Annotated in this window: 15 protein-coding genes; 10 read left to right on the top strand and 5 right to left on the bottom strand. The window is 63.6% G+C overall.

The features are described 5' to 3' along the window. Nucleotides 1-8 precede the first annotated feature (8 nt). A complete protein-coding gene (locus AOQ71_RS31150) occupies nt 9-1,709 on the top strand; it encodes an aspartate:alanine exchanger family transporter (RefSeq protein WP_057755131.1) in 1,701 nt (566 codons plus the stop codon). Between the two features lie 30 nt (nt 1,710-1,739). Further along, on the top strand, nt 1,740-2,174 hold the full coding sequence (locus AOQ71_RS31145) for a hypothetical protein (protein ID WP_057755128.1): 435 nt from the start codon (nt 1,740-1,742) through the stop codon (nt 2,172-2,174). A gap of 70 nt (nt 2,175-2,244) precedes the next feature. Here AOQ71_RS31145 and ppk2 read toward each other — a convergent pair whose 3' ends face one another. Continuing rightward, complete coding sequence (gene ppk2, locus AOQ71_RS31140) at nt 2,245-3,045, bottom strand: polyphosphate kinase 2 (protein WP_057755126.1); 801 nt, start codon at nt 3,043-3,045, stop codon at nt 2,245-2,247. A 28-nt stretch (nt 3,046-3,073) separates the two neighbouring features. Beyond that, nucleotides 3,074-3,526, bottom strand: a complete 453-nt coding sequence (locus AOQ71_RS31135; protein ID WP_057755123.1) for a hypothetical protein — start codon at nt 3,524-3,526, stop codon at nt 3,074-3,076. A 159-nt stretch (nt 3,527-3,685) separates the two neighbouring features. Between AOQ71_RS31135 and AOQ71_RS31130 the strand changes: the two genes are divergently transcribed. The 6 genes from AOQ71_RS31130 (at nt 3,686) to AOQ71_RS31105 (ending at nt 10,509) form a co-directional block, all read left to right on the top strand. After that, nucleotides 3,686-4,096, top strand: coding sequence for a hypothetical protein (locus AOQ71_RS31130; RefSeq protein WP_057756676.1), 411 nt, complete (start codon nt 3,686-3,688; stop codon nt 4,094-4,096). Next, entirely contained in the window at nt 4,089-5,321 is a 1,233-nt protein-coding gene (locus tag AOQ71_RS31125) for an HlyD family secretion protein (protein WP_057755120.1), read from the top strand. The genes AOQ71_RS31130 and AOQ71_RS31125 overlap by 8 nt, the downstream gene beginning before the upstream one ends. Nucleotides 5,322-5,418: 97 nt before the next feature. Continuing rightward, entirely contained in the window at nt 5,419-7,299 is a 1,881-nt protein-coding gene (locus AOQ71_RS31120; RefSeq protein ID WP_057756674.1) for a sensor histidine kinase, read from the top strand. A 129-nt stretch (nt 7,300-7,428) separates the two neighbouring features. Next, nucleotides 7,429-9,141, top strand: coding sequence for a DUF3300 domain-containing protein (locus AOQ71_RS31115; RefSeq protein WP_057756671.1), 1,713 nt, complete (start codon nt 7,429-7,431; stop codon nt 9,139-9,141). Further along, nucleotides 9,138-10,055: a DUF2950 domain-containing protein gene (locus tag AOQ71_RS31110; RefSeq protein WP_057755117.1), complete on the top strand. Its 918-nt coding sequence runs from the start codon at nt 9,138-9,140 to the stop codon at nt 10,053-10,055. The genes AOQ71_RS31115 and AOQ71_RS31110 overlap by 4 nt, the downstream gene beginning before the upstream one ends. Beyond that, complete coding sequence (locus AOQ71_RS31105; RefSeq protein WP_057755114.1) at nt 10,039-10,509, top strand: hypothetical protein; 471 nt, start codon at nt 10,039-10,041, stop codon at nt 10,507-10,509. The genes AOQ71_RS31110 and AOQ71_RS31105 overlap by 17 nt, the downstream gene beginning before the upstream one ends. A 29-nt stretch (nt 10,510-10,538) precedes the next feature. On the opposite strand, the gene AOQ71_RS31100 is transcribed toward AOQ71_RS31105, so the two are convergent. Together AOQ71_RS31100 and AOQ71_RS31095 are read right to left on the bottom strand one after the other, a co-directional pair. After that, nucleotides 10,539-11,744 (bottom strand): MFS transporter, encoded by a 1,206-nt coding sequence (locus tag AOQ71_RS31100; protein ID WP_057755111.1) that lies wholly within the window; start codon nt 11,742-11,744, stop codon nt 10,539-10,541. A gap of 109 nt (nt 11,745-11,853) precedes the next feature. Continuing rightward, the gene (locus AOQ71_RS31095) at nt 11,854-12,336 is read right to left on the bottom strand and encodes a cupin domain-containing protein (RefSeq protein WP_057755109.1); all 483 of its coding nucleotides are present in this window, start codon (nt 12,334-12,336) and stop codon (nt 11,854-11,856) included. Between the two features lie 261 nt (nt 12,337-12,597). On the opposite strand from AOQ71_RS31095, the gene AOQ71_RS31090 reads away from it, so the two are divergent. After that, nucleotides 12,598-13,314 carry a peroxiredoxin-like family protein gene (locus tag AOQ71_RS31090; protein WP_057756669.1) on the top strand — a complete coding sequence of 239 codons (717 nt, stop codon included), beginning with the start codon at nt 12,598-12,600 and terminating at the stop codon, nt 13,312-13,314. Between the two features lie 41 nt (nt 13,315-13,355). Here AOQ71_RS31090 and AOQ71_RS31085 read toward each other — a convergent pair whose 3' ends face one another. Further along, nucleotides 13,356-14,243 carry a LysR family transcriptional regulator gene (locus AOQ71_RS31085; RefSeq protein ID WP_057755106.1) on the bottom strand — a complete coding sequence of 296 codons (888 nt, stop codon included), beginning with the start codon at nt 14,241-14,243 and terminating at the stop codon, nt 13,356-13,358. Nucleotides 14,244-14,434: 191 nt separating this feature from the next. Between AOQ71_RS31085 and AOQ71_RS31080 the strand changes: the two genes are divergently transcribed. Continuing rightward, a complete protein-coding gene (locus AOQ71_RS31080) occupies nt 14,435-15,259 on the top strand; it encodes a 3-hydroxybutyrate dehydrogenase (protein ID WP_057755103.1) in 825 nt (274 codons plus the stop codon). Nucleotides 15,260-15,307 lie beyond the last annotated feature (48 nt).

Here is a 15,307-nt window from a genome sequence, read left to right as displayed (position 1 = left end):
GGACTGCCATGCAGGGATTTTTCACATTCCTTCAGCAGAACCCGTATCTGCTGCTGTTTTTCACCGTCGGCCTCGCCGTTTGGATCGGTCGGGCCAACGTCAAGGGTTATGGCCTCGGCATGGTCGCCGGCGCCATTGTGGTGGGTGCCGGCCTCTCGGTTTGGGCGTCCACCTACGGCGTGAAGCTCGAGCTCAACAACTTCGCCAAGAGCCTGTTCTACTACCTGTTCATGTATGGCGTCGGCTTGCGTGTCGGCCCGTCCTTCGTCAACAGCCTTGGCGGCGATGGCCTCAAATTCACCGTTCTCGCCGTGGTGTCGAGCGTCATCGGCCTTACTCTCGTCGTGGTCGGCGCAAAGCTCTTCGACCTGCCGGTGGGCGCTGCCGGAGGCATGCTGGCGGGCTCGCAGACCATGTCGGCCGCGATCGGATCGGCCGAACAGGCCGTGACCGCGGGAGTCGTCAAGCTGCCCGCGGGCATGACTCCCGAAGCGGCTTCGGGCATGATCGCGCTCTCCTACGGCATCACCTACATTTGGGGCACCGTGGGCATCATCCTGATCTGCAAATATCTGCCGCGCTGGTGGGGCGTCGACGCCAGGACCGCCGCGAAGCAGTATGAGAAGGAATTCGGGGTCAAGGATCTCGAAGGCGGCGGCCTGACCGGCTATCGCCAGTTTGGCCTGCGCGCCTATCGGCTGGAGAATCCCGCAACAGTCGGACTCAGCATTGCCAAGTTCCGGATGATGAATCCGGAATACCGGATCGTCAATGTCGGGCGCGACGGCGAACCGCAAGGCGCTGATCCCGAGCTCGTGCTGCAAAAAGGCGACATCATTGCTCTGGGCGGCTCGACCGAGCATCTCACCGAGAAGATGGGTTTGATCGGCCCCGAAGTGGCCGATGCCCAGACGCTCGGCATCCCCATGGATCAGGCCGAAATCGTGGTCTTCAACAAGGATGTCGTCGGGCGCACTTTCGAATCCTTCCGCGAGACGGCCATCGCCGGCCAGTTGCAGGTCACCAAGGTCGAGCGCGGGGGCGTGCAAATCCCTGCTGGTCTGAAAACCCAGTTGCAGCGGATGGACATCGTCTCGGTGGTCGGCCTGAAGGGGGCCGTGAACGAGCTCGGTGAGATGTGGGGACGCATCGCGCGTACCAACACCTCGACCGACCTGCTGACGCTCTCGGCGGGCATGATCATCGGATTCCTGATCGGCATGATCGATTTCCCGGCCTTCGGTGCCAAGATCGGCCTCGGCAATGCCGGCGGCCTGTTGCTGTCAGGCGTCCTCGTCTCATCGATCGTGTCGCGGCTGCGCTTCTTCGGCAATACGCCCAATGCGGCACGCAACGTGCTCGAGGATCTCGGGCTCGTGGTCTTCGTCGCCATTGTCGGCATCAATGCAGGCGCCGGATTGCTGTCTCAGCTGACGGGCGCGGTGGCGCTGAAAATCTTCATCGTCGGCTTCATCGCCTGCACGATCCCGCCCTTCATCGTCTGGGCGATCGGGTACCACATCTTCAAGATCAATCCGGCCGTGCTGATGGGCGGTGTGGCCGGCGCGCGGTCGCACTCCGGCCCGTGCCGCGAGGCGGCGGTGGAAATCCAGAGCACCGTACCCTGGATCGGATTCCCGGTCGGCTATGCCGTTTCGGGCATCCTGCTCACGGTGTTCGGCTACTTCGCAATGATCTTGGCTCAGTAACTCAGTGTGACTGCAAAGGGGAAACTACTCATGAGAAAGTCTGCAACGCGCCTCGCTCTCGCCGCTCTGCTCGTCGGTGTGGCCGGCTTCGGCACGCCGTCGCGTGCCGATACCGGCCAGGTCGCCGTGGTCTTCACCAAGGGCGGCTTCATCGTCGGCGTCGGCGGCGGGGAGGGCGTGCTGCTCTACAGGGGCCACAAATATCCCTTCACGGTATCAGGGATGAGCGTCGGCTTCACAGTCGGTGCCTCCACGACCAAACTGGTCGGCCGCGCGCTCAACCTGAAGGGGCCGCAGTCGATCGAAGGCTCCTATGCCGCGGGCGGAGCAGGTGGGGCCGTTGCGGCCGGCGCCGGCGCGGTGCAATTGCAGAACGCCAATGGCGTGATCCTTCAGCTCAGCGGACCGAAGGTCGGAGCCGAAGTGTCGGCCGCGGTCGGCGGCGTCACGATCAAGCTGAAATAGCGGGAGCAAGGCTCGCACCAACAAACGGGCTGCGTCAATGCAGCCCGTTTTCATGTGGCGATCGTGCGCGTCAATATCGCTCTTCGACGAAGTTCCGTCCGCGCAGGCTGGCCTGGTCGTTGTAGCGACCCTTGTGGGAGCGCGGCGTCAGCTTGACCTTCTCGCGCTTGATCTTCTTGTAGGGGATCGTCTGCAGAATATGCGAGATGACGTTGAGCCGGGCGCGCCGCTTGTCGTCGGAGCGGATCAGCCGCCAGGGCGCATGCTTGGTGTCGGTCGCCTCGAACATCATGTCGCGCGCGCGGGAGTAATCATACCAGCGGCCAAATGACTCGGTGTCCATCGGGCTGAGCTTCCACTGCCGCAGCGGATCCTCGATCCGCGCCTTGAAGCGGAGCTCCTGCTCCTCCATCCCGACCTCGAGCCACAGCTTGATCAGGATGATGCCGGCGTCCACGGCGAACTTCTCGACCAGTGGACACAATTCCAGGAAGCGCTTGTGCTCGGCCGGCGAGCAGAAGCCCATGACATATTCGACGCCGGCGCGGTTGTACCAGCTGCGATCGAAGATCACGATCTCGCCGCCGGCGGGATATTGCTCGATGTAGCGTTGCAGGAAGAGCTGGGATTTTTGCCGGTCGGAGGGCGCGGGCAGGGCGCAGACGCGGAAGACGCGCGGGCTGACCTTTTCGGTCAAGGCCTTGATGGTCCCTCCCTTGCCGGCGGCATCGCGGCCCTCGAAGATGATGATCACCTTCAGCTTCTGGGCCTTGACCCATTCCTGGAGGTGGCAGAGCTCGACCTGGAGCTTTTCGAGCTCCTTCTCATAGGCCTTGCGCTTCATCTTCTCGGCGGGCTCGTTTTTGGCCATGCCTGTCCTTTCGCCGCTAGCGTCGTTATCAGTCGTCCCATGAAATGGTCACGCCGATGTCGCCCGGCATGCCGCCCGGGAACTCGATGACCTGGTAGGCGATGCGATAGCCGCGTGGCTGGAGATGGTCCTTCCAGAGCTGGAAGATCTCCTTGGGGATCCCGGTCAGCGTATTCTCCCAACCCTTTTCCATCTGGTTGATGGCGCGCCCCTTGTCGGTGCAGAGCGAGTTGGGAAAGCGATAGACCATCACTTCGGTCAGGCCGTTGCGCACGGCACGCTGGATGATGGTCGCGGCGAGCTTGATCTTCTCCTCCTCGGTCTTGCCGGAGGGCTTGCTTAATCGCTCGATCAGCGCGCGCTTTTCGGCTTCGGCGGCCGCAGCGAGACGGACATATTCTTCCGCCTTCTCGGCCTCCTTCAGCGCGGCCTCCTTGCGGATCTGCGTCGCACTGGGAATGAGATCGTCAAGCCCGGGCATGGCTGCGGCTCCCTGTGATGTTCGAACAGCGTTGACCAACGCTAGGTCCGGCGTGAGGCGTTCCCTTGATTCAAATCAAGCAATCTGGGAGGCTGGCCGAACACAGTGCCGTCCAAGGCGTTTGACCGGGAGAGGCAATTGAACGATCAGCTCCATCCGATGGCTCCGCACCATCTACCGTTCTATCTCGCGCCGGGGAGCGGGACCGACACGCTGATGGTGGTAATGGGCATATTCCTGGTCGGAACCGTGCTGTGGGTCGGCACGCTTTATTGGAGGCTGCATAGCCTTCCCGAGCGGATGGCGCACAAGTCGCAGAAACTGCAATTCGAGTTCGTTGCCGTGCTGGGCCTGATCTCGCTGTTCACCCATATGCACATCTTCTGGATCGCCGGCCTGCTGCTGGCGTTGATCGATATTCCCGACTTTGGAACGCCGCTGCGCAGCATCGCTGACTCGGTCGAGAAAATTGCCGACGCGGCACCGGGAGAAGCGAACGAACCAGCTGAAGCACCGCCGCCGGCCGAAACGCCGGTTCCCGCCAAGGAGAAGGAGCACAGCCATGTTTGAGCTCATGTTCTGCTCGCTCCTCACGATCGTGCCTGATTATCTTTATCGCCGCTATGGCCAGGGCAAGCGCTTCGGCAAGGAGATCACGTTCTTCTCGGTCTGGTATGAGCTGCGCTGGGGCATCACCGGCTGCCTGATGCTGACGATCTCGCTGATCACGATGATCTTCTATTTCCACCCGGCGACGGACTCGGCGACGCTTTACTATCGAACCGTGCCGATCCTGCCTGAGGGATCGGGACGCGTAGAGGACGTGAAAGTCAGTTTCAGCCAGGCCGTGAAGAAGGGCGACGTGCTGTTCACGTTGGACAGCTCCAAGCAGCGGGCTGCGTTCGAAACTGCCAGGCGGAAGGTTGCCGAGGTCGACGCAGCGATGCAGACGGCGCAGGCCGACGTAGTCAAGGCAGAAGCGCAAATTGGCGAGGCGAAAGCCAATCTTCAGCAGGCAAAGGATGAACTCGACGTCAAGAGCGACCTGCAGCGCCGCAATCCCGGCATTGTTCCGCAACGCGACATCGAAAAGCTGCAGGTGCTGGTCGATCAGCGTCAATCCGGCGTTGACGCCGCGACCGCCGCGAAAGAGTCCGCAAGCCTGCAGGTCTCAATTTTGCTGCCGGCGCAGAAGGCCAGTGCCGCAGCCGCGCTTGATCAGGCCCAAGTCGATCTGGACAAGACCACGATCCGGGCAGGCGTCGACGGTCGCGTCGAGCAATTCTTTCTTCGTCCCGGCGACCTCGTCGCGCAGATCATGCGACCGGCCGGCATTCTCGTTCCCGAGGGCGCGGGCAAGACCGCGCTTCAGGCTGGCTTCGGCCAAATCGAGGCGGGCGTCTTGAAGGAAGGCATGGTTGCGGAAGCGAGCTGCATCTCCAAGCCCTGGGTGATCATTCCCATGGTCATCACGTCAGTGCAGGACTATATCGCGGCCGGTCAGTTCGCGGGTGGCCAGCAATTGATTGAAGCCCAGAACGGTCCCAAACCTGGCACGATCCTCGCGTTCCTCGAGCCGCTCTACAAGAATGGTCTCGACGGCGTAACGCCGGGCAGCAGCTGCATTGTCAATGCCTATACCAGCAATCACGAGGAAATTTCCGCGGCGCATACCAGCACCAGCCGGGCCATCGCGCTCCACGTCGTCGATGGCGTCGGCCTCGTGCATGCGCTGCTGCTGCGCATCCAGGCCTTGCTGATGCCGATCAAGACGCTGGTCCTGAGCGGTCATTGAGGGGCGGAACCAGGTCGCTTAGGTCTGTCACGCCGGTGCGTCTCCCGCTAGAATTATGAGTCAGAAGCGGCCGGAAAAGGCCGCCGGCGGAGGCGAGATGAGCGGGCGCAAATCCCGGATGTCGGTCAAGCTGGGGCCGGTTTGGCTCTGGCTCAGTCTGTTGCTGGCCGTTCTCTCCGGCCGCGCCGATGCCGCCGAGCCCAGCGCGCGCGGCGAACTCAAGCGTGTGCTCATACTGCATTCCTTCGGGCGCGAATTCCGCCCCTGGAGCGAGTATGCGCGAAGCATCAAGGCCGGGCTCGAGCAGCGATCGCCCTGGCCGCTCGACATCCAGGAACACACGCTGCTCAGCGCGCGTTTCAACAATCCTGGTCCGGAAGCGCCCTTCGTCGAGTATCTGCATTCGCTCTACGAGGGCGCGCCGCCCGACATCGTGTTGAGCATTGGTGCTCCGGCGGCGCGGTTCGCGCAGCGATATCGCGCGAAGCTGTTTCCCGATACGCCGATGGTGCTGGCCGTGGTCGAGGAGCGGCTGGTGGACCGCCTTGAGCTCACCGACAACGACGCCGTTGTGTCGGCCCGTCTCGATTTCATGGCGGTGTTTGAAAGCATCCTGCACGTCCTGCCGGACACAAAAACCGCGGCCATTGTGATCGGAGCATCGCCGCTTGAGAAATTCTGGACCGACCAGTTGAAGCAGGATTTGAAGCCGCTGGGAAATCGTCTCGAGCTCGTCTGGTATTCTGACCTGCCGTTCGAGGCGATCCTCAAGCGCGCGGCCGGGCTTCCGCCCCATGCCGTGCTGTTCTGGGGACAAATGTCGGTTGATGCCGCCGGCATCGTCCACGAGGGAGACCTCGCCCTGCGCAGCCTGCGCGCGGTCGCCAACGCGCCGATTTTCTCTTATCAGGACCCCTTCTTCGGCGGCAGCACCGTTGGCGGCCCGATGCAGCTCACGGCGGAGATCAGCCGAACGACGGTCGATGCCGTGATACGCGTCCTCGGAGGCGAGAAGCCGTCTGCCATCAGGTACGAGCCGATCCAATTCGGGCGGCCGAAATACGACTGGCGCGAATTGCAGCGCTGGGGCATCAGTGAAAGCAGTCTGCCTCCCGACAGCGAAATTCTGTTTCGCGAGCCGACCGTGTGGGAGCGCTATCGCTGGCAGATGCTGCTGATCGCCGCCATCATCCTGGTGCAGGGCGGCTTGATCAGTGGATTGTTGCATGAGCGTCATCGCCGCCGGGGCGCAGAGATCGAATCGCGCCAGCGGCTTGCCGAGCTTGCCCACGCCAACCGCTATTCGGCCGTCGGCGAATTGACGACCTCGATCGCGCATGAGCTCAATCAGCCGCTGGGCTCGATCCTGACCAACACCGAGACGGCCGAGCTCATGCTCCAGGGCAATTCCCCCGATATCGACGAGATCCGGCTGATCCTCGCCGATATCAGGCGGGACGATCAGCGGGCAAGCGAGGTGATCCGCCGGCTGCGCAGTGTCCTGAAGAAGACGCCGTTCGAGATCAAGGATATCGAGCTCAACGACACGGTCCGGGAAGCGGTTGGCCTGGCCAGGGCCGTTGCCGATGGACGCCGGATCACGCTGACCTACACGCCGGTGTTGATCGATCTGCACGTCAAGGGCGATCCCATCCAGCTTCAGCAGGTCGTTCTCAACCTGATTATCAATGCGATGGACGCGATCTCCGATGCGAACACCGGCAAGCGTGAGGTCCGCGTCTGGACCGCACGCGCCGCTCGGGAGGCCGAGGTCAATGTCGTCGATACCGGGCCGGGGGTGACGGCCCCCGATCTCGCCAATGTGTTCGATCCCTTCTTCACCACCAAGCCTCAAGGCATGGGCATGGGGCTTGCGATCGCGAAAACCATCGTCGAGGCCCACCAGGGCACGATCGGCGCAACGAACCAGCCGGCGGGCGGGGCACGGTTCACCATCCGCCTGCCACTCCTCCGCTGATCACCGGCATCCGGATCCAATTGTCTGTCGCGTCGCAACAGCGCGGAGGCTCCGTTTCGTTGATCTCGATCAACAAACGCCGATGCCCCGGCCCGATGGTCGCGGGCGGAAAGCTTCGTGGAGGTCGTGATGTTTCGCTGCGGCAAGATCCTGATGGCGCTTGCGCTGGTAATGGCGGTTCCTGCCGCGGCAATGGCTCAAGCTACTACGCCGGCTGCACCGGCTGCGCAGACGCAGCCCGCAACGCCACCGGCCGCTGCCGCCGAGCTGTTGAAACCAGAGCAGCTCGAGGCGCTGGTCGCGCCGATCGCGCTCTATCCCGACGAACTGCTGGCCAACGTGCTGGCGGCATCGACCTATCCGCTCGAAGTGGTGCAGGCCGATCGCTGGCTGAAGGATAACAAGAACCTCAAGGGCGACGCGCTGAAGACGCAGGTCGACAAGCAGAGCTGGGACGACAGCGTCAAGGCGCTCGCCAGCACCGCCGATGTTCTTGCCATGATGAGCGACAAGCTGGAATGGACCCAGAAGCTCGGCGACGCCTTTCTCGCCCAGCAGCCCGACGTGATGGATGCAATCCAGCGTCTGCGCAACAAGGCCTACGACAACAAGAAGCTGGTCACCACCAAGCAACAGAAGGTCAGCGTCCAGTCGCAGGAAGGCAAGCAGGTCGTCGTCATCCAGCAGGCGGACCCTGCGACGATGTATGTGCCGTATTACGATCCGGCGACGGTCTACGGCACCTGGCCCTATGCGGAATATCCGCCGTACTATTGGGGCTACCCCTCCTATATCGGTGCGGGCGTGGTCGCAGCCGGCATCGCTTTCGGCACCGCCTGGGCGATCGGGCGCTGGGGCAATTACTGGGGCGGCGGCTGCAATTGGGGTAACCGCAACGTCTACGTCAATCATCGCACCACCAACATCGGCAACGGCTGGCAGCACAATCCGGCGCATCGCGGCGGCGTGCGTTACAACAACGTCAACGTCCAGCAGCGCTTCGGCAACAACAATATCAGGGCCGGCGCGTCGGACCGCATGGATTTTCGCGGCCGCGACGGCAACCAGGTGCTGCGTCCCGGTCAGGGCGGCGCGGGCGACCGTGCAGGCGACCGTGTCGGTGATCGGGCAGGCGATCGGGCTGGTGATCGCGCCGGCGATCGTGGCGGCGCCGGTGATCGCGGCGGTGCCGGCAATCGCGGAGATCGTCCGGGTGCAGGCGATCGTGCCAGCGCAGGGACGCGCGATCGGCCTGGCGGTGGTGATCGTGCCGGCGCCGGTGATCGTGCCAAGGGTGGCAACAAGGGCGGCAACAAAGGCGGTGGCGACCGCGCCAAGGCAGCCAACCGAGCCGGCGGCGGCGTTGGTGGCAATCGCGGCGGCGCCATGAACGTCTCGTCCGGCCGGTCGGCAGCCGCGGCATCGGCACGGGGACGCGCGAGCATGGCGAGCATGCCGCGCGGCGGCGGTGGCGGGCCGAGCATGGCCGGGCGCGGTGGCGGAGGAATGGCCGCGCGCGGTGGAGGCGGCGGCTTCGGAGGCGGAGGAGGTCGTGGAGGCGGCGGCGGTGGCCGGCGTTCCGATCTCGCGCTCAAGCACGACATCGTCCTGCTCGGCCATCTCTCGAACGGGCTCGGCTATTATCGCTTCAGCTATATCGGCAGCGCCAAGGCCTATGTCGGCGTGATGGCGCAGGAGGTCGAGCAGGTGATGCCCGACGCGGTGACCCGCGGCAGCGATGGTTATCTGAGGGTCTACTACGAAAAGCTCGGGCTGACATTCCGCACCTACCGCGACTGGCTCGCCGGCGGCGCGAAAATCCCTGCGGAGGTGATGCCATGAACGGCGCGACATGGTTCCATCGTGCGATCATGCCGGGCGTGGTCGTGCTCGCACTGTTCGCCTCGCCGTCATCAGCGCAGGAATCCTACAAGTCCCCGGAGGACGCTGCCGCAGCACTTGCCGACGCAGTCAAGGTGGGCCCGAAAGACATCCTGAAAGTGCTGGGCCGGGCAGCCGAGGACATCGTCTCGTCAGGCGACGAGGTCGCCGACAAGGACATCCGGGCACGCTTCTCGTCGATGTATGACGCCAAGCATGGCATCAAGACGGAGGGCAACAAGACCGCGACCTTGTTGCTGGGACCGGATGATTTCCCGTTCCCGATTCCCCTGGTCAACACCAGGAACGGCTGGGAATTCGATACGGACGAGGGCCGCATCGAGGTGCTTCGCCGGCGCATCGGCCGCAACGAGCTCGACGCGATCCAGACTGCGCTCGCCTATGTCGATGCGCAGAATGAATACGCGGACAAGGACCGCGGCGAGGGCGTCGGCGTCTACGCCCAGCGCTTCGTCTCGTCGCCCGGCAAGAAGGACGGGCTGTTCTGGCGTGACGACAGCGATCCGAGCCCGCTCGGACCTTTCGCGGCAGCGGCCTCGAAGGAAGGCTATGAGGCAAGCGACGTCGGACCCGCGCCCTATCACGGCTACTACTTCCGCATCCTCAAGGGGCAGGGACGCGATGCGCCGGGTGGTGCGCTCAACTATGTCGTCAAGGGCAAGATGATCGGCGGCTTCGCCCTGATCGCCTGGCCCGCCGAATATGGCAATTCCGGCGTGATGACCTTCCTGGTCAATCATGCCGGCACCGTCTACCAGAAGGATCTCGGCAACCGCACCGAGTTCATCGCCGCGCGCACCACGCTGTTCGATCCCGATCAGACCTGGAAGAAGGTCGATGCCGCAAAACCCTGAATGGCGCAGCGCCGTCCGCCGTCGCGCGTTCCGTCTGATCGCGGTCCTCCTGCTCGCGATCGGGCTGGCAGCGCCGGCGACGCCGTCCTTTGCCCAGGCGGCCGGCCATGTCAGGGTCAAGATCGTCAAGGCCGGCCTGCTGGTCGGTGGCGGCGTCGGCCGCGGTGTGCTGACCTATCGCGGCAAGACCTATCCATTCAAAATCACCGGCCTGAGCCTCGGCATCACGGCCGGCGCCACGGTCGGTCGCTTCGATGGCTGGGCCTCTGATATAAGCGACGTCAGCGACTTCGCCGGCACCTACAGCTCGGTCGGCGGCGGCTTTGCGCTGCTCGGCGGCGTCAATGGCGTTCAGCTCCGCAACGAGAAGGGCGTCACCATCGTGCTGCAGGGCCCAAAGGCCGGGCTCGAGCTTGCGGCCAATATCAGCGAGATCACGATCTCGCTGAGGTGAGCCGCATCGCGCGTGCCATGAGGTTGGCCTCAGGCGATCCTCAACTTGAGCGTCAAAAGCGCCGCTGAACCGAGGGCAACCGCGACGCCGATCGCGCACGCGGTCCATCCCATCAGGTCAAAGATCTGTCCGAGCGCCGCGGTACCGGTCAAACCTCCAAGGAAATAGCAGGCCAGGTAGGTGCCGCTGGCAACGCCGCGGTCTTCGGTCGCGACCTGCCCGACGAAGCTGGTCGCTACGGCTTGAGCGAAGAACGTCCCGACGCCGACCAGGACCATGCCGGTGAGCACCTCGGCAAGATGCGGGCGCAGCATCAAAAGCACGCCAAGCGCCGCGAGGGCGAGCGCGCCCCAGATCGCCGGCCGTGTCCCGATGCGCGTGGCGACCTTGCCGGCCAAAAGAGTGGTGACGATCGAGGGCAGGAAGACGAGATAGACGAGGCCAAGGTCCATCATGCCGAGCGAGAGTGGCGGCCGCACCAGGACGAAATTCACGAAGGTGAAGGTGCCGATGAAGGCGAACAGGATGCAAAAGCCGATGCCGAAGGCCGCGCGCAGCCGTTCATTGCGCCAGTGCGCGAACATGGCGGCAAGCGGCGAGGCGGCCGTGGACATCACATGCATTGGCTGGACGCGATTGATGGTGAAGTAGACCAGAGCAGCGCCGGCCAGATTGAGTGCGGCAAAGAAGTAGAAATTCCAGGACAGCCCAAGGCTGTCGGCGACCGCGGCCGAGATCAGTCGCCCGATCAGATTGCTTGCGACATTTCCCGTGATGTAGGCAGCAAAGGCCCCGCCGGCATCCATCGCGCTGCATTGTTCGCCGAGATGAGCGAGCGTCAGCGCGAACGCCGATGCCATGCACAGGCCTTGCGCGATACGGAGACCCGTGAAGACAGCGAGGTTGGGCGCCACCGCAAGCAGACTGGTCGGGATGGCCAGCAGCGTGAGACTGAGAAGAATGCCAAGCCGCCGGTCGATATGAGGGCTGAAGAAGCCGACGACGAGGCTTGAGATGGCCATGCCAAAGGTGGAGGCGTTGACCGCAAAGCCCATCGCCGCCGGCGTCACCCCGTAATGGCGTGTGAGGGACGGCAGGATCGCCTGCGTCGCAAAGAGATCGACGACCGTCAGGAATGCGGTCAAGCCGATGACGAGCGAGCGGAAGGCGACGCCCGGCGAGGGTCCATGCATCGTCATGGTGGTCGGTCTGATGCGGGCGGACAAATCAGTCATGACACTGCATCTCCTGACGAGAAGGACGATGTGACGCCCGGCACGCGGGGCAGCATGGGGAATTCCGGGCGCCACATCCAGTAACGAGGGCAGGGGCTTGATGCACTCGCTACATATTGTGGTCGTGCTGATCCTTGCGGACGTCGCCGACATAGAGAATGACGGTCTGCTTGCCGAGGTTCTTCCACCAGTGCGAGGTCCCGAAGACTTCAGGCCTGATATCGCCGGCCTTGTGCACGATCGGATCGACGCAGTTGGAGGCGTATTCGACGATCTCGCCCTGCTGCACGAAAATCAATGCCGGACGGTCGTCATGGCTGTGCCAGGGCACGATGCCGCCGGGTTCGATCGTCAGCTTGCGAAAGCGCAGCTCGCGATCCCTGATGTTGGCCGGCTGCTTCTCGAGGTCGATCGAGCCGAGCGTGACGTCGGTGACGCCGACGGGCTTGTAATCGACCATCTGCCGGGCATTCGGCTTCATCTTGTCGGCCGGGCATTCGCCGGCAGAGGCGGGTTGGATCGCGAACATGACCGCGCCGGCCAAAGCGACGGCGGGCAAGAGGGTAAGCGACAGTCTCGAATGCGTGATCATGGATCGTCTCCGTTGTTGGCCGCAACCGCGATGGTCATTGGCAATGGCGTCAGGCTCGCCGAAGACGCGCGCTGAATGAAATGCCGTCTCGCTCTCGACGCGATAGCCCCGCGCTATCGCGGCGCGATAGGCAGCGGCTATCGAACCAATCGTGGAATGGCATTTCTACCGGCCGACGATCTGGCGTCGGATGGCAATGCCCCCTTGCAGGGTGGCCAGAACGCAAAATAATGTCCCTCGCACCACGTGCCGGAGCGGAAGATGACGTCGTTGACCCCCGCCGATGCCGAACGGCTCAAACTTGCCTTTCAACGCTGCCGCGACATGGAGGGCACGCTGAACGAGCAGCTTCGTGCCTATGCGGAGGCCGGCCGCGAGATATTCCCCGCTTACGGGGAGGCGGTCGATCGCCTGGTGGACCGATTGAGCCAGAACGGGGGCGGCGAGAACGCGCCGCGTCCGGGCGAGGTGATGCCGCCCTTCATGTTGCCCGACGATCGGGGGCAACTCGTTGGGCTGCCATCATTGCTTGCGCGCGGGCCTGTGGCCGTGATGTTCTTTCGCGGGCACTGGTGTCCCTACTGCCGGTTGAACGTCCGCGCCGTGATCCAGGCGCAGGATCGGATCCGTGCGATGGGCGCGCAGATCGTCGCGATCATGCCGGAGACGCAGGAATATACCGAAAAGTTCATTGCGGAGTCGGGCGTGCCGTTTCCAGTGCTCACCGACCTCGACAACGGCTATGCGCTGTCGCTCAATCTGGCGATCTGGCTCGGCACCGAAATCCAGCGGTTATTGTCCTACCAGGACATGGCCAGATTCCACGGCAATGACGGCTGGATGCTACCGATCCCGGCTGTCTTCGTGGTCGGTCGAGACGGCCTCGTCAAGGCGCGCTTCGTCGATCCCGATTTTCGCAAGCGCATGGAGATCGACGATTTGCTCGCCGCGCTGGAGAGCGCGAGCCGGGAGAATTAAGGTTTGCCGTCGCAAAGTCCCTTAGCGACAGGAGGGCAAGCTCAGCCCGCAATCGCCCGCCAATCCGCGCCGCGCAGCATCCGCATCACCGCGTTGGCCACAGCCGTCCGCTGACGGCCGGCGACGCCGTAGAGGTTAACGGTGCGGCGTGCGTCGAGGCCGCTCACCGCGGCACGCTTGAGATTTTCGGGCAGCGGTGATGTGCGCGGCACCATTGCGATGCCGATGTCGGCCTCGACGAGCTCGAGAAGGTCGCGCTCGCAGGAGATCTCATGGCCGTGATCGACGTCGATGCCGTGCTCGCGCAAGCTCGACGAGATCCGGCTGGCATGCTCGCAATAGTTTCGGCTCAACATTTGCTCGGCGCGCAGATCGTCGAATTCGATCGTGCTCTGGCTCGCAAGCCGGTGGTCTTTTGCGATCACGAGGTCGAAATTCTCGGTGAATAGCGGCCAGACGTCGAGCCGCTCCCAGGTCCCGTCGATCTCGGCGGCAATGCCGAGCTCGGCTTCACCTTTCTTGAGATAATCCGCGACCTCGCGGCTCGAGCCACGCAAGAAGCGGAATTCGAGCCGGTTGAACTGCCGCCTGATCTGGTTGAGGTGTGGAATCAGCAGGGAAAGATCGATGGCATGGGTCAGCGCAACGCGCAGCGCACCGACTTCGCCGCTCTTGAAAGAGGAAGCGAGCGAGCGTGCGCCGGCGGCGGCCTCGTAGCACTGCTTCAACAGCGGATGCATCCGTTGGCCGAGCTCAGTCAGCTGTGCGGCCGGCCGCTCGCGGCGAAACAGGTCACCACCAAGCTCGGCCTCGAGCTGCTTGATGGCCCGCGTCAGCGAGGGCTGCGTCACGTTGCATTCCTCGGCGGCGCGCGTGAAGTTCAGCAGTTGCGCTACCGCGAGGAAATAGCGGACCTGGTGCATTTCCATGGATCGGCTCCCAGCAGGATCGGGACGGAACTTAGCCGATCGGGACGTAGAATGACATCCCGCGTCCGATAGCGGACGCGTATCGTTTCGGAAGCCATCCGGCATTTCCGCTTCTTGCGGCCATCGCTCACAATTCGCATCAGTCAAGGGTCCGGTCAGGAGGCCGCCCCGTCGTCATTGGAGGATCAGCCATGAATATTCCCCTCAAGCCGCAAGCGTCTCAGACCGCACGAACACTCGCCGGTAAGGTCGCCCTGGTGACGGGTTCGACCAGCGGCATCGGGCTCGGCATCATCAGGGCGCTCGCGGCTGAAGGGGCCGATGTTGTCCTGAACGGGCTCGGCGGCGCCGCGGAGATCGGCAAGGTCCGCGAGCAGATCGCGGCCGAGTTCAGCGTCAAGGCGAGCTTTTCGCCGGCCGACATGACCCGGCCGAATTCGATCGCCGAAATGATCGCGGCGACCGTTGCACAGTCCGGTCGGCTCGACATCCTTGTCAACAATGCCGGCATCCAGCACGTTGCGCCGTTGGAGGCGTTTCCGGTCGAAAAGTGGGACCAGATCCTCGCAATCAACTTGTCGTCCGCCTTCCACACCACGCGGCTCGCACTGCCGGCGATGCGCCGGAACGGGTTCGGTCGCATCATCAACGTCTCCTCGACGCATGGCCTGATCGCGTCCCCCTTCAAGGCGGCTTATGTTGCCGCCAAGCATGGCATCGTCGGGCTGACCAAGGTGACGGCGCTGGAGACCGCCGAGGAAGCCATCACCTGCAACGCGATCTGTCCCGGCTATGTCTATACCCCGCTGGTCGAGGCGCAGATCGATGGGCAGGCCAAGGCGCATGGTATCTCCCGCGACCAGGTGATCCGCGACGTCCTGCTCGCCCAGCAGCCGAACAAGCGCTTCACCACGGTGGAAGAGCTCGGCGCTCTCACGGTGTTTCTCTCGACCGAGGCCGCGGGCTCGATCACCGGCATTGCACTGCCGGTCGATGGCGGCTGGACCGCGCATTGACATGAACAGGCGTAACAAACCGCGACGGCTGACGAATATCCAGCGATT

The sequence above is a fragment of the Bradyrhizobium manausense genome, from assembly GCF_001440035.1.
GTDB classification, from domain to species: Bacteria; Pseudomonadota; Alphaproteobacteria; order Rhizobiales; family Xanthobacteraceae; genus Bradyrhizobium; species Bradyrhizobium manausense.
The sequence above is the reverse complement of the archived record's forward strand: the minus strand, read 5'-3'. Positions and strand labels throughout refer to the sequence as shown.

Excerpts from the sequence above, each read along its gene's own strand:
- AOQ71_RS31120 (WP_057756674.1), top strand. The coding sequence starts at position 5,419 with ATGAGCGGGCGCAAATCCCGGATGTCGGTCAAGCTGGGGCCGGTTTGG.
- AOQ71_RS31100 (WP_057755111.1), bottom strand. The coding sequence starts at position 11,744 with ATGACTGATTTGTCCGCCCGCATCAGACCGACCACCATGACGATGCAT.
- AOQ71_RS31105 (WP_057755114.1), top strand. The coding sequence starts at position 10,039 with ATGCCGCAAAACCCTGAATGGCGCAGCGCCGTCCGCCGTCGCGCGTTC.
- ppk2 (WP_057755126.1), bottom strand. The coding sequence starts at position 3,045 with ATGGCCAAAAACGAGCCCGCCGAGAAGATGAAGCGCAAGGCCTATGAG.
- AOQ71_RS31130 (WP_057756676.1), top strand. The coding sequence starts at position 3,686 with ATGGCTCCGCACCATCTACCGTTCTATCTCGCGCCGGGGAGCGGGACC.
- AOQ71_RS31150 (WP_057755131.1), top strand. The coding sequence starts at position 9 with ATGCAGGGATTTTTCACATTCCTTCAGCAGAACCCGTATCTGCTGCTG.
- AOQ71_RS31085 (WP_057755106.1), bottom strand. The coding sequence starts at position 14,243 with ATGGAAATGCACCAGGTCCGCTATTTCCTCGCGGTAGCGCAACTGCTG.
- AOQ71_RS31110 (WP_057755117.1), top strand. The coding sequence starts at position 9,138 with ATGAACGGCGCGACATGGTTCCATCGTGCGATCATGCCGGGCGTGGTC.
- AOQ71_RS31080 (WP_057755103.1), top strand. The coding sequence starts at position 14,435 with ATGAATATTCCCCTCAAGCCGCAAGCGTCTCAGACCGCACGAACACTC.
- AOQ71_RS31090 (WP_057756669.1), top strand. The coding sequence starts at position 12,598 with ATGACGTCGTTGACCCCCGCCGATGCCGAACGGCTCAAACTTGCCTTT.
- AOQ71_RS31125 (WP_057755120.1), top strand. The coding sequence starts at position 4,089 with ATGTTTGAGCTCATGTTCTGCTCGCTCCTCACGATCGTGCCTGATTAT.
- AOQ71_RS31115 (WP_057756671.1), top strand. The coding sequence starts at position 7,429 with ATGTTTCGCTGCGGCAAGATCCTGATGGCGCTTGCGCTGGTAATGGCG.
- AOQ71_RS31135 (WP_057755123.1), bottom strand. The coding sequence starts at position 3,526 with ATGCCCGGGCTTGACGATCTCATTCCCAGTGCGACGCAGATCCGCAAG.
- AOQ71_RS31095 (WP_057755109.1), bottom strand. The coding sequence starts at position 12,336 with ATGATCACGCATTCGAGACTGTCGCTTACCCTCTTGCCCGCCGTCGCT.
- AOQ71_RS31145 (WP_057755128.1), top strand. The coding sequence starts at position 1,740 with ATGAGAAAGTCTGCAACGCGCCTCGCTCTCGCCGCTCTGCTCGTCGGT.